The organism is Leeuwenhoekiella marinoflava DSM 3653 (assembly GCF_900129005.1).
Taxonomy (GTDB): domain Bacteria; phylum Bacteroidota; class Bacteroidia; order Flavobacteriales; family Flavobacteriaceae; genus Leeuwenhoekiella; species Leeuwenhoekiella marinoflava.
This window is the reverse complement of sequence record NZ_FQUN01000006.1, coordinates 158940-172812: the sequence shown is the minus strand read 5'-3', so window position 1 is coordinate 172812 and position 13873 is coordinate 158940. Positions and strand designations below refer to the sequence as shown.

The 13873-nt window shown below is 37.0% G+C and carries 12 protein-coding genes and 1 pseudogene; 10 read left to right on the top strand and 3 right to left on the bottom strand.

Features of this window, described 5'->3' with window-relative positions; all coding sequences use genetic code 11:
* The first annotated feature begins 204 nt into the window (after nt 1-204).
* The 9 genes and pseudogenes from BUB91_RS05615 to moaA all read left to right on the top strand — a co-directional run bounded on the left by BUB91_RS05615 (nt 205) and on the right by moaA (nt 6359).
* A complete protein-coding gene (locus BUB91_RS05615; RefSeq protein WP_073098075.1) occupies nt 205-1380 on the top strand; it encodes a molybdopterin molybdotransferase MoeA in 1176 nt (391 codons plus the stop codon).
* A 2-nt stretch (nt 1381-1382) separates the two neighbouring features.
* Nucleotides 1383-1724, top strand: coding sequence for a winged helix-turn-helix domain-containing protein (locus tag BUB91_RS05610; protein WP_073098072.1), 342 nt, complete (start codon nt 1383-1385; stop codon nt 1722-1724).
* Nucleotides 1725-1728: 4 nt separating this feature from the next.
* The gene (gene mobA, locus BUB91_RS05605; protein WP_073098292.1) at nt 1729-2301 is read left to right on the top strand and encodes a molybdenum cofactor guanylyltransferase; all 573 of its coding nucleotides are present in this window, start codon (nt 1729-1731) and stop codon (nt 2299-2301) included.
* Between the two features lies 1 nt (nt 2302).
* Nucleotides 2303-2542 carry a MoaD/ThiS family protein gene (locus BUB91_RS05600; RefSeq protein WP_073098070.1) on the top strand — a complete coding sequence of 80 codons (240 nt, stop codon included), beginning with the start codon at nt 2303-2305 and terminating at the stop codon, nt 2540-2542.
* Between the two features lie 10 nt (nt 2543-2552).
* Nucleotides 2553-3605, top strand: coding sequence for a HesA/MoeB/ThiF family protein (locus BUB91_RS05595; protein WP_073098067.1), 1053 nt, complete (start codon nt 2553-2555; stop codon nt 3603-3605).
* 155 nt (nt 3606-3760) lie between these two features.
* Complete coding sequence (locus tag BUB91_RS21455) at nt 3761-3886, top strand: four helix bundle protein (RefSeq protein ID WP_262490529.1); 126 nt, start codon at nt 3761-3763, stop codon at nt 3884-3886.
* 54 nt (nt 3887-3940) lie between these two features.
* Nucleotides 3941-4369, top strand: coding sequence for a molybdenum cofactor biosynthesis protein MoaE (locus tag BUB91_RS05590; protein WP_073098065.1), 429 nt, complete (start codon nt 3941-3943; stop codon nt 4367-4369).
* A gap of 63 nt (nt 4370-4432) precedes the next feature.
* Nucleotides 4433-5359 (top strand): annotated as a pseudogene (gene moaCB / locus BUB91_RS05585) (bifunctional molybdenum cofactor biosynthesis protein MoaC/MoaB); the annotation flags it as partial.
* The gene (moaA, locus tag BUB91_RS05580; RefSeq protein WP_073098060.1) at nt 5352-6359 is read left to right on the top strand and encodes a GTP 3',8-cyclase MoaA; all 1008 of its coding nucleotides are present in this window, start codon (nt 5352-5354) and stop codon (nt 6357-6359) included. The pseudogene moaCB and the gene moaA, both read left to right, overlap by 8 nt.
* 77 nt (nt 6360-6436) lie before the next feature.
* Here the strand turns inward: moaA and BUB91_RS05575 are convergent, their stop codons facing one another.
* Nucleotides 6437-7708: an alginate export family protein gene (locus tag BUB91_RS05575; protein ID WP_073098057.1), complete on the bottom strand. Its 1272-nt coding sequence runs from the start codon at nt 7706-7708 to the stop codon at nt 6437-6439.
* Nucleotides 7709-8006: 298 nt separating this feature from the next.
* On the opposite strand from BUB91_RS05575, the gene cobA reads away from it, so the two are divergent.
* The gene (gene cobA / locus BUB91_RS05570; RefSeq protein ID WP_073098054.1) at nt 8007-8765 is read left to right on the top strand and encodes a uroporphyrinogen-III C-methyltransferase; all 759 of its coding nucleotides are present in this window, start codon (nt 8007-8009) and stop codon (nt 8763-8765) included.
* Between the two features lie 70 nt (nt 8766-8835).
* Here cobA and BUB91_RS05565 read toward each other — a convergent pair whose 3' ends face one another.
* Entirely contained in the window at nt 8836-10275 is a 1440-nt protein-coding gene (locus tag BUB91_RS05565) for a rubredoxin (protein WP_073098052.1), read from the bottom strand.
* Nucleotides 10272-13793 (bottom strand): nitrate reductase, encoded by a 3522-nt coding sequence (locus BUB91_RS05560; protein ID WP_073098049.1) that lies wholly within the window; start codon nt 13791-13793, stop codon nt 10272-10274. Before BUB91_RS05560 ends, BUB91_RS05565 begins: the two co-directional genes overlap by 4 nt.
* Nucleotides 13794-13873 lie beyond the last annotated feature (80 nt).

The window sequence follows — 13873 nt, the reverse complement described above, 5'->3', positions numbered from 1 at the left end:
AAAATATAGGGATGACTGCTAAGAAAAAACTAAAAGGTTTAAAGAAAATTCACTCTGACAAATAAGCGAGGCGTTTCGGTTTTAAATAACGAATTATGCCGGGCAAATATTCTGAAATTAATAAAAAGCTGTTAATAGCTGATAATCCGGGCAAAACTCTTAAAACATATCGTTATATTCGCTAAGACACAACGCTTTAAAACTATGATTTCGGTAACCGAAGCTCAACAACTTATTATTCAAAAAGCAAAACTGCTTGATACTTTTACGCTCAATCTTGAAGATGCATTTGGGTATTTTTTAGCTGAAGATTTAACGGCACCTATAAACCTTCCCTCCTTTAGACAATCTGCGATGGATGGTTATGCGTTTATTCATACCGATAAAACTGAATTGAAGGTTGTTGGTCAGGTGCAAGCCGGTGATACTCAAATCCCTGACCTTAAGAAAGGAGAAGCGATTCGCATTTTTACCGGTGCGCCGGTTCCTGATGCTGCTGATACTGTGGTTATTCAAGAGCATACCACGCGTAATGGAGACCAACTCATTCTTGATAAATTACCACATAAGGAAGCTAACGTTAGGCCCATTGGTGAACAAATTACCGCCGGAACTTACGTGCTTAAAACAGGACATCAAATCAATGAGGCCTCTTTGGGTTTTATGGCAGGCCTTGGTTTTACTAAAATTGAGGTTTATCGCAAACCTTCGGTTACGATTTTGACAACGGGCAATGAATTGCAAAAACCCGGTACACCTCTAAAACCTAATCATATTTATGAAAGCAACGGCATAATGCTTAAAAGTGCTTTAGGACGAATAGGTATTACCAAAGTTCAAAACTTAAAAGCTCAGGATACCTTAGAAGCGACTAAAAAAGCTGTAAAAAATGCCTTGCAACAATCTGATGTGCTTTTAGTTTCCGGCGGAATTTCAGTGGGAGATTATGATTTTGTACAAGAAGCCTTACTCAGTAATGGTGTTAAAGAACATTTTTACAAAGTAAATCAAAAACCCGGAAAACCTTTATGGTTTGGTACAAGTGAAGAAAAATCTATTTTTGGATTACCCGGAAATCCGGCTTCTAGCCTGACGGCATTTTATGTTTATGTTTTGCCGCATTTGCGCAGCAGAATGGGAAGTTTACTTCCATTTTTAAATGAACGAAAAGCCGAGCTGACTGAAGATATAACCAATAAAATTGGAAAAACACTCTTTTTAAAAGCAGGTGTTGCAGATACTAAAATCACAGCCTACACCGGGCAAGCAAGTTCTATGCTCAACACCTATGCTTTAAGTAATGCCTTGCTCGTTGTTCCTGAAACAGAAACTGATTTGAAAGCAGGCGATGTAGTAAATTATATGGATCTAAGCTTTTAATTATGAAACAAGTAAAAAGCAGAATTTGGATTGAACAGGAAGGGGAAGCTTTCTTAGGATTTGGTCGTGTTACCTTGCTTAAAAAAGTTGCCGAAACCCGCTCGATAAGTGCTGCGGCAAAAGCCATCGGGATGTCTTATAAAAAAGCCTGGAATCTCATAAACACGATGAACACCAGTTCATCACAACCTCTGGTAATTACAAACACAGGCGGTAAAGATGGTGGCGGTACGTTTATAACAGATTATGGTCACAAAATGATAACAGAATTTGAAACACTTAACAACGCCTGTGAGGCATTTTTAAATGAAAAATTCAATACAATAATAGAGCTTGATAATTAGTTCTATGAGCACTTCGGCGAACATACCAGCCTATATTTTATGTGGAGGAAAAAGCTCACGTATGGGTAGTGAAAAAGGCTTAGTTAAATTTCAAGAAAAACAGTTTATCCATCACATTATCAATGTTTTAAAAAAAATTACAAACTTTGTTTTTTTAGTGACTGAAAATCAAGAATATTTGAGTTTTGAACTTGAATTACTGAAAGATAATTACAAAGGTAAAGGTCCTTTAGGAGGTATTCAAACAGCGCTAAATCATACCCTAAATAAAAAGGCTTTGATACTGAGTTGTGATATTCCGCTAATAACTGTTGATGCACTAAATACCCTTTTGCAAAACACAAAAAGTGATGCTGAAATTTCTTTTGCAACTGCTGATGAAAACTGGCATCCACTGGTAGGAATTTATGCAAAAAGCCTTCTGCCAGTTATGGAAAATGATATTGAAAACGACCGTTTAAAACTTATAGATTTTATAAAAAAACATCGCTATCAGGAGATTGAAATAGCAGACAGCAAGTCGTTAACCAATATCAATTCTCCTGAAGAATTAAAACAACTAGAGCAAATTAAATAGTATGAAAGTTACTCTAAAATATTTTGGGCAATTGGTTGATGTGATGGGCAATCACGAAGAAACCCGCGAGATTAGCTCTAATAATTCTAATGAATTATTAGAGCAAATGAAACAGAATAATCCAATCGGACACATTCCCTTTCAACTGGCGATAAATGATAAATTGATTGATCAGAAAGCGGCAAAAAAACTCAATGATGGCGATGTCATCGCTTTGCTGCCTCCTTATGCAGGTGGTTAATAATATAGACATGAGCAAATATCAACGTCAAATAATACTTCCTCAAATTGGGGAACAAGGTCAACAAAAACTGGCTGAAGCCCGTGTGCTGATTATAGGAGTTGGTGGCTTGGGTTGTGCCCTTCTGCCCTATCTGGTTGCATCTGGGATTGGAAAATTAGGTATTGTAGATGGTGATCGCGTTGATGAATCTAATCTGCATAGACAAATTTTATTTTCTAATAAATCTATCGGAAAATTTAAAGTTGAGGAAGCTCAAGCTTTTTTGAAAAAACAAAATCCGTCTTGTAACATAACTGTTGATACTGAATATCTAACGGGTAAAAATGCGTTACAACTATTTGAAAAATATGATCTTATTGTTGATGCAACAGATCGCATAGGGATTAGATACCTTATCAATGATGCTGCCGTATTAACAGGAAAACCCTTCGTTTATGGAAGCATACACAGGTTTGAAGGTCAGGTTTCCGTCTTTAATTACAACAATGGACCTACATATCGTTGTTTATTTCCAGAAGCTGCAGAAGTGCCAAGCTGTGCAGAAGCCGGTGTTCTGGGAACAAATGTTGGTTTGATCGGGATGATGCAGGCACAGGAAGTGATGAAAATTATTCTAGGCTCAGGTAATGTGCTTTCAGGGGAATTACTGATTTACAATACGCTTACTGCAAGCCAGCACAAGTTTCAATTTTCTAAGAAAGAACGTATAAAAATTACACAAGAGTTTTTCGATAACGAATACAATTCAGATGAAGCAGCTCCGAAACCCTTCCACGTAAGTCTATTGGAAAATTATAAGTTGATTGACGTTCGCAAATTAGATGAACAACCGCGTATTCAACATCAAAATGTTTTTGAACTCCCGCTTTCAACTTTCAAAGAAAATATGAGCCAGTTGGATAAAGAACAACAATATTTAGTCTTTTGCAAAAGCGGAATACGAGCAGCAAAGGCTGTTCTTATTTTACAAGAAAATAATTTTAAAGATGTCAGAGCACTTAATGAAGGAGCCGATGAAATTCAAAAGAAGATTAATTCTATAAAAGTGTTGAAGTGTTGAAGTGTTGAAGTGTTGAAGTGTTGAAGTCTAAGATAATACTAACCATTAAAAATTTAATTATGTATTTATTTTCATTTGAAAAACTCAATGCCTGACAAGAATCAATTAGAATGATTAAAATGTTTTACAAAAGCACTGAAAATTTTCCTTTGAAAATGGAATTATTAAACCAACTCATAATTGCTAAAGAACTCGAATTTATTGATCCACAAGAATATTTAGAATTAAAAAAAATGATTGAAGTTATTGCAAACCTTACTAACGGACTTACAAAGTCTTAATTAAAATAATCTTCAATCATTTAAACAATAAACAGATAACGCTTAAACCATCTAATGAAAAAAGTATTTATAAACGGACCCATATCCAGTGATTTTATTGGGGAATCTATAGCTAAACACCAGACCAAAACAAGCATTGGTGCGCATAATATATTTTTGGGTCAAGTACGTGCAGACGCTGTTGACGGCAGAAATGTAGCTGCAATTGAATATACCTGCTATGAAGAGTTGGCAAATGCAAAACTGCACGAGATTCGGGAAGAAGCTTTTGAGAAATTCGACTTGATTTGTATGCATATTTATCACAGTTTGGGTACCATCAAAACCGGTGAAGTATGCTTTTTTGTTTTTGTTTCTGCGGAGCGTAGAAAAGAAGTTTATGAAGCAACAGAATGGTTAGTCAATCAAGTAAAAGATCGCACGCCTATTTACGGTAAAGAGATCTTTGAGGATAAAACCCATCAATGGAAAGTGAACACTTAAAGCAGTTTGTATAGGCAGTAGGCAGTGAAATAATGATTATACAACCAAAAAGATAATAGCAATAAGAACAACATGGTAGATATCACCCATAAAATAAACACGTTGCGCACGGCTACTGCGCAAGCAACGCTTACCGTAAGCAAGGTCGAAACCATTGAGGCGCTTCAAAAGAATAGGGTGCCTAAAGGCAATGTTTTTGAGATGGCTAAGACCGCCGGATTTTTTGCTGTAAAAAACACGCATACCTGCATTCCTGATTGTCACCCGCTACCTATTGAATATACTGCGGTTGATTACAAAATCGAAGGTTTAAACATCTTTATAGCGATAAACATAAAAACGATTTACAAGACAGGCGTAGAAGTTGAAGCGATGCACGGAGCTTCGGTGATTGCGCTTACGATGTATGATATGCTGAAACCTATAGATAAAGGTATCGAAATTAACAACGTGAAATTGCTGAATAAAAAAGGAGGCAAAAGCAGTTTTAGAGATCAGAATCCGTCGCGTTTGAGTGCCCATATTATTGTTTGTTCAGATTCTATTTCCGAAGGAAAAAAAGAAGATAAGGCCGGGAAAGCCATTATGGAAAATCTTCAGTCTCATAATGTGCAAATTCAGGGATATGAGATTATTCCAGATGATTTGCAAACCATACGCAACAAAGCGATGGAACTTTCAGATACAGTAAACCTGCTCATTTATACAGGCGGTACAGGCTTAAGCATTCGCGATGTAACACCGGAAGCGCTAGAGCCTATTTTAGAACGACGCATTCCGGGCGTTGAAGAAGCCATTCGCAAATACGGTCAGGATCGTATGCCGTATGCGATGCTTTCACGCAGCGTAGCGGGCACTTTAGGCAATTGTCTGGTACTTGCACTCCCCGGCTCTACTAATGGTGCAAAAGAATCTATGAATGCTGTTTTTCCGCATTTATTGCATGTCTTTAAAATCTTAAGAGGCGCTCAACACAACAAAAATGAATAACGTAACTCCAATATTAACAGATACACACGGCAGAATACATAACTATTTGCGCATTTCGCTCAGCGAAAAGTGCAATTTGCGTTGCACTTATTGTATGCCGCACGACGGAATACCTTTGAGTCCGCGGGCAAATTTGATGACTGCAAATGAGATAGAATCGTTTGCAAAAGTATTTGTTGCAAATGGGGTTGATAAAATACGGCTAACGGGCGGTGAACCACTCGTTCGTAAAGATTTTAGTGATATTCTGAAACGCTTATCAAAACTGCCCATACAACTATCTATTACCACAAATGCGTTGTTGACGCATCGTTATATTGATGATTTTAAACGTTATGGTTTAAATGATATCAATGTAAGTCTGGATAGTTTGAATGCTGAAAAATTCAAATTTATTACCCGAAGAGATCAATATAAAAAGGCTTTTGAAAATATTAACCAACTCATAACCGAAGGTTTTAACGTAAAGATCAATGCGGTGTTGATGAAAGATTTTAATGAGGATGAGATTGTAGATTTTATCAAGCTTACTAAAGATCGGGACATTAACGTGCGCTTTATAGAATTTATGCCTTTTGACGGAAACGAATGGAACAAAGGTAAATTGGTTAGTCAAGCTGAAATTTTAAATCAGGTGACTGACTATTTTGGCGTTGAAGCCTTGAAACCACTCGCAAATGAGCAACATTTTACAGCGCGTAATTTTAAGATTGAAGGATTTCAGGGAAGTTTTGGAATCATTAGTTCGGTAACCAATCCGTTTTGTGACAGTTGCAACCGGATCAGACTTACCGCTGATGGAAAACTGAAAAATTGCCTCTTTTCTAATGAAGAAACAAATCTCCTGAAAGCTTTTCGCGAAGGCAAAAAACTAGAAAATCTCATCGATCTGGCGCTCAATAAAAAGAAAGCTGTACGTGCCGGGATGACTGACTTTGATCAATTGACCAACCCTGATCTGCACAACAATAACCGCAGTATGATCGCGATTGGCGGATAATAAAAGCCTTTGCAATATGAGATTACAAAGGCTAACTAAACTTGGGACAACGAGGTTAAGTCCGAATATTCTATATTTTACTTAAAGCTGTGTTTAAAAAGATTCGGGTTGATAACAAGCATCGCCCATCCCCAGTTGTTTGTATTATCTGATGTAGTGCCACCTTTTATTAAAGGCATATTTTTTGAAGCAAACATATGAGAATAGCCTAACTGTAGTTTTACATTTTTAATCAAAGGTTGCGTATAAACCAGATCCAGTTCGGTACCTAAATAGTTATTAGCATCGCCTGCTAATTCCCCATTTGAAGCAAAATAATGACCTTCTACTAATAAGGATGAAGTCTTACCGATTTTAAAAATCGCTTTAGCATGAAAGTCATTTAAACCTACGTTGTTGGCGTGATTACCCACATAAAAATAATCCATAAAACCGTTGAATTTGTGATTGGTACCATATAAGGGAAAAAACGATTTATGATCTGTACTTCCCTGATCAGAACCGCTTAACAATTCGGCACCTACCCCAAGAAGCGTACTTCCGGCTTTATAAGTAGCATTAAGTGCAACCTGATAAGCTGATAAACTTTCGTCTACAGGATAGGCATCACCAAATTGATAATAAGCACTTCCGGAAATATTTACAGCTCCTAGAGGAAATGTAAAATAAGATCCTATTGTTTGGGTATAATAAACACCATCTGCGACTGCGGATGTACTGTTATCAAATCTTTGAAAACCGGTATTCAAGGCTAATAAACTTAAAGAAGATTTTTCCCAATTCTTCTTAAAATATCCGTATTGCATTGCTTTATAGGTAAAAAAACCCAGAACATTATACGTAGTTCCTAAAACAGATTCACCTTGCTGACTAAAAGCAAAACCAAGATCAAATTGCACATCTGCCTTTTTATACTTTAAGAGCGCCGCATCATGAAAACGCCCTTGCATAGCCCAATCTAAACCACCAAAGATGCGCTGATCGTCATATGCTATAATCTGTCTTCCTAATTTTGTTGACCAGTTTTCATCTAAGTCCAATTCTGCCCAAGCCTGAAAAAGCATAAATGAATCATTGCCATCAGTAGGAAAGATCTGGCGTGTATCTCCCCAAGTACTTACATCTTGAATAGCTATAAAGACGTTGAGTTTTTCTGAATTGTATTTAAAGTTTAACCGTGCACGCTGTCTTACAAAAGCTGCAGGATCAGCAGCATCAGGAAACAGGGTTATAAAGCCGTGACGGTATTCAAAGCGCTGGCGCAAATCTGCATCCAAACTAAATTCTTGAGCAATGCTATTAAAAACGCTAAAGATCAAGAGACTAAAAAGTAATGTGATTTTTTTCATAATGGATAATAAGTGAAAGTTGACAATTCAAATATATTTCAAACAATATAATTAAGTACTAATACTTAATTATATTGTTTGTTTTATATAAATTATTACACATTACTTAATTATAAATAAAATAAATACGTATATAAACGTATTTATACGTAGAAATTTCTATTTTTATAACACAGTATTCAAGAATAGAGTCACGTATGCTTGAGTATATATGCAGGAAAATTTGAACTTGAGAATCGTACTCTACTGATTCATCAAGTTTTAATCTGAAAAAATTAATTACTAAACAGTGTGAAGTATGATAGATTCAAAACTTATTCTTATTGGTGCAGGTCCCGGAGATCCGGAATTAATTACACTTAAAGCTGTAAAAGCATTAAATACCGCTGCTGTAGTGTTATACGATGCTTTGGTTAATATTGAGTTATTGAAGCACGTATCTACCGAAGCAGAGTTGATTTTTGTAGGAAAACGGAAAGGTTGTTATGTGTATCAGCAAGAACAAATAAACGAGCTTATCGTACAACGTGCGCAAACTAAAGGAACTGTTATACGCTTAAAAGGAGGTGACCCTTTTATATTTGGAAGAGGTTCTGAAGAAATGGAATACGCAGAAAGAAATGGAATTCCCTCTGAAATGATACCGGGTATTTCTTCTTGTATGGCAGTACCTGCGCTACAGCAAATTCCACTTACAAAGCGTGGCGTTTCAGAAAGTTTCTGGGTGATTACCGGCACAACTAAAGCCCATAAACTATCTAACGATGTCAAACTTGCTGCAAAAAGTAATGCTACTGTGGTGCTATTGATGGGAACCAGCAAGCTTGATGAAATCTTAGCGATTTATAAAGCAGAACATAAAAATGAACTACCGGTTGCAATTATTCAAAACGGAACTAAAGATTCTGAGAAAATAGGCATAGGTACTGTTGCTAATATTTCGCAAATCTATAAAGAGCAAAATCTAGGGAATCCGGCAATAATTGTTTTAGGTGAGGTGGTAAATAATCGTAAGCAAATGCAGGAAGTTATTGCGCAAACTATCGCCAGCGTTTAACTCAATCTCTATTGAGATCGTAGATAACTAAAATTTGTAAAGTTATTGATGCCCTAAACTCATATTTTAATTATGATTTTAGGGCATCAATAACTGTAATCTTTTTATACGCTTCTTTAGGTCCTTCACACAACGAACAGGTGTAATCATCCGGTAAGTTTTCAAAGTATACGCCAGGTTTTATATTTTGTGTGATATCTCCAAATCTGTAATCATAAATAGTTTGACATGATTCGCATTGATAAACATCAAATCTCATTTGTTTTTTTTCAATAGAAGAATTCACTTCTGGCTTTTTATTTTTGCCTAAATTTTCAAAATACATGCGGCTTAATTCCATCAATAAATCAGGTAATTCTACCTGATCTACATCCTGAACGTGAACAATATAATCGCACGTATTTGGGTCAAAATTACGTGCGTAGAGGATATTAAATGTATCTCTGTTTTTAAAAGGTTCAGGAAGCTCTCCATGTTTATTCTTTTCTATTACTATGGAAGTGAAATAATAGGTGCTGCTTTTATAATCTGTGATCCCAAAAGTTAAACCATACGTACTAATATCATTTTTATTAAACTCCCCCACCAGATACTCTTTAAGTTGAAGCGCCAATGTGTTTGCTACCGGTAAATGCCAATTCAACTCAAGCATACTGTGTCTTACGTTGATACCAGATAAGCCCAAGAATTTTTCCCAAATTAGTTTATCTTCTGCCGGAATTCCTTTTACGATAAATGATTTAAAGGGGGTTAATGATAGTTTCCCAATCCTTGAACTTGCACATAAATCACAAAGCGCTTTTAAAAACTGAACGTCATATTGATTATTTCGCCAATACAAGCCCAACCAATACTTGCCCGATCGCATACGATTCATTCCTTCATAATAGGGAAACGGATAAAAATCAACCTCGAGTGGATTTGAAACTGTACGGCTGTTTAAATCTATTGCATCAATGACAAGATCAAAAACCATTGTCACCGTATCAGGCTCTTCTCGTACTAATTTTTCTATAATTGTGGCGATACGAGCCAGATCCCAACTGTAAATCAATACGGGGTACATTTGTGTTTGTTCCCAATTTGGCATTCTCAAATAGAGGTACCAGTAATCTTCAAATTCTGAAGCAATAAAATTGAGATGCCCTGTAAATAATGGTACTAAACGTTGTTTGGGGTCTGTTATGTTGATCTTTAGCTTCGGTGTACTCTGAAATTGCTCTAATATATATAAGTAGCGGTCTGCCGTAAGCCAAGGAGTACTGTTGAATAAGTCACTGGCAACATATGAGGAAACAATGTTCTCTACGCCTTTCATTTCTGAAGTAACAAGTTCTAGTTTATCTGTTTTTAAATCTTCTTTAGACTCAGTTAAAAACAGGATATCTTGTCTGGAGCCAAAAGCAACAGTTTTAAGATCTAAACCTTCAGCTACTTCTAAAATAGATTTTAGTTCGCCCGGCGAAAGCACTCCGCCTTTTACAATTACTCTTGAATAATCTTGTATCATACAGCTGCGCTTACTTCGGTTAAAATCTCACGGACTTCAGTTTTGCAACTACCGCATCCCAAACCTGCTCCGGTTTGATTGCATAAAGCTGTAAAATCTGTACAACCGGAAGCTATTGCTTCTTCAATATTACCAGAACCTACCTGACTACACGAGCAAATGAGTTTACCTTTAACAGGAGCTTGTTTGGCTGAACCTCTAAGAAGTTGATCGCGTTTGTCAGCCAATTCAATTTTACTATCTATCAGGTTTTTGAATTCTGCAAACTCTTGCTTATCTCCCATCAAAACTGCACCTATAAGCAAATCATCTTTAATGATACATTTCTTATAATAACGCTTAGCGACATCCATAAAAATCACCTCTTCATAAGCAGGATCATTTTTAGGAATATTGATGGTACCGATGCTGCACAAATCAAGATCTTCAAATTTTAAGATATTCATCAGTGTTGATCCCTCATAGCTCATACTTATGTCTCCTGTGATATAATTAGCTAGAATATTAGCTTGCTCTTCAGCTGCAGCTGTGATCCCAAAGGTTTGATTTTGGAATTCTGCTATTTCTCCCAAAGCGAAAATATTGCTGTCAGAAGTCTGTAAAAACTCATTAACCCGTACGCCTTTACCCATTTGAAGGCCGGCCAGTCGCGCAATTTCAATATTAGGTCGCGTTCCTATTGCATAAACAATGGCATTAGCTTCTAAAACTTTACCACTTTTAAGTGTTACTTCTAGCGTATGCGGTTCTTCACTATCAAATACCGTACTTACTTCATTATCAAAATAAATTTGAATACCCCGCTCCTGCACATTGGTTGACAGCATACGACTGGATACGGTGTCCAGCTGTCTTTCCATCAAATAAGACGACCGCTGAATAATGGTTATATTCACATTTTTGTGCCTCAACGAAGCAGCAAGTTCTAAGCCTAAAAGTCCGCCACCCACTATAATCACGCGTTGCTCATTAACCGGAATTTTGGTATTATCAAGATAGGTTTTAAAACGGTCTGCATCTTGTTTATCACGCATTGTAAACCTTCCGCTTAAATCCAATCGCATATCAGTAGGAACAAAAGCCCGGCTACCCGTTGCAATTATCAGTTTATCATAAGTGTGGTAGATACCGCGACTGTCTTTGATAGTTCTTGATTTTTTCTCTATTTCAATGATTGGATTTTGCTGATAAAGTTTAAAATCTAAAGTTTTCAACTGATTTGCTTTCATCTTCAGCAACTGCTCCCAGGTTAATTCTTCGGTAATATATTCCGGTAATAAAACCCGGTTGTAAAACGCATGCTCTTCCTTAGAAAAAACGGTGATTTGATCTACAGTATTCAACTCGCGGTAATTCTCCATAAACCGAAATGCAGCTGCACCAGAACCTATTACCACTATTTTTTCACGTCTTTTCCGGTATTTTTCAATGTGAACAGCGGTAAACTTAAAATCAGGCTCTTTGCTCTGCGGATCAACCATATTTTGAGTCAGGTTATTGGAGCGATTGAGATCACTATCTAATTTTTTACCCCAATGCATAGGCAAAAAAATCACCCCTTTTCTCACATTATCAGTAAGATTTGCTTTTACCCTAACATTTCCATTCTCACTCGTGATCTCACAAACATCCCCTTCTCTTATTTTAAGAGCGAAAGCATCAGCAGGGTTTATCTCAACAACCGGAGTAGGATAATGGGTTTTTAAACGGGAAACCTTACCCGTTTTTGTCATCGTATGCCATTGATCTCTAACGCGCCCTGTAGTTAGTATAAACGGGTAATTTGTGTCTGGTTGAATAGACCTGTTGGTTATAGTTGATGGGATATTGAAAATTGCCTTTTGTGATGGAGTATAGAATTTTTTATCTTCAAAAAGTCTGGGTGTACCGGTATGTCTGTATTCGTTTACAGGCCATTGAAAAGTTCCTTCTGTTTTTAAGCGGTCATAATTTAAAAATGAAATGTCAATATTAGTACCTTTTGTCATCGCACAGTACTCCTGATAAATCTCTTCCGCATTGAAATATTTAAATCCACGAAAGCCCATTTTCTGAGCAAAATCACATAAGATTTCTACATCAGGACGGGCTTCACCGGGAGCATCTACAACTTGAGGCAGATGTGAAATTCTACGTTCAGAATTGGTCATCGTTCCTTCTTTCTCTAACCATCCTGCGGCCGGAAGTACCAAATCTGCAAAATCTAACGTATCAGATTTGTTAGAAATATCCTGAACCACAACAAACTTGGCATTTTTTAAAGCCTTCTCCACACGGCGTACATCGGGTAAACTTACCGCCGGATTTGTACAAATAATCCATACCGCTTTTAACTTACCGCTATCTAAGGCCTCAAACATTTCAGTAGCCGTATATCCCGGTTTACCTGAAATTTCATTCACACCCCAAAACTGAGCAACTTCCCTTCTATGATCTGGATTCATCAGATCTTTATGAACTGCTAATAAATTAGCCATCCCTCCTACTTCGCGACCACCCATTGCATTGGGCTGTCCCGTAAGCGAAAAAGGACCAGAACCCGGTTTACCTACCTGGCCTGTGATCAACGATAAATTGAGTAATGCAAAATTCTTATTAGTCCCTACCACACTCTGATTCAAACCCATAGCCCACATACTGATGAACCCTTTAGAAACACCGATAATGTCTGCTGCTTTTTTTATATCAGCCAAAGGAACACCACACAGTTTTGCGGCTTCTTTCAAAGAAAGCTTTTTTACTTGCTCTTTGTAATAACCAAAACCTTCAGTATGATTGTCTATAAAATCCTTATCTACTAAGCCTTGCTCAAGTAATCGTCTACCTATGGCGTTATAAAGAATAATATCGGTACCCGGTATCAATTGCAAATGTAAATCTGCAAAAGCAGCAGTGTCGGTTCGGCGTGGATCTACAGCAATGATTTGTACATCAGGATTATTCTCTTTATGTTGTTCTAATCTGCGGAATAAAATAGGATGGCAATACGCCGGATTGGCGCCGGTAATCAAAAAACAATCTGCTAATTCTATATCTGCGTAAGCGATGGGAACAGAATCTTCACCGAAGGTTTTCTTATATCCTACCACAGCGCTACTCATGCACAGCCTAGAATTGGTATCAATATTATTGGTACCTAAAAAACCTTTTACCAGTTTATTGGCTATGTAATATTCTTCGGTAAGACATTGTCCCGAAACGTAAAAACCTACACTATCAGGACCGTGCTGCTTGATTATACTTTTAAAAACCTGAGCAGCTCTTGTTAAAGCCGTATCCCAATCAACCCGGTCTAAGGGATGTGACCTACTCCATCGCATCTGTGGATAGAGCAACCGATCTGAAGTATCATTTACTACGTAGTGTAAATTTCTACCCTTAGAACACAACATACCTCTATTAACAGGATGATCTGGATCACCCTCAACCATCACCTTATTTTTAGCTTCTTTTTTGATGATTAAACCACAGCCTACACCACAATAAGAACAGGTTGATTTAATGGTTTTTTCTATCATAATGAGGAGAGTTTTATGCGATGGTTGCGATTCAATTACTACTAAGGTTAAAGATTTTCAGGTAGTTTCAAAGCGATTCG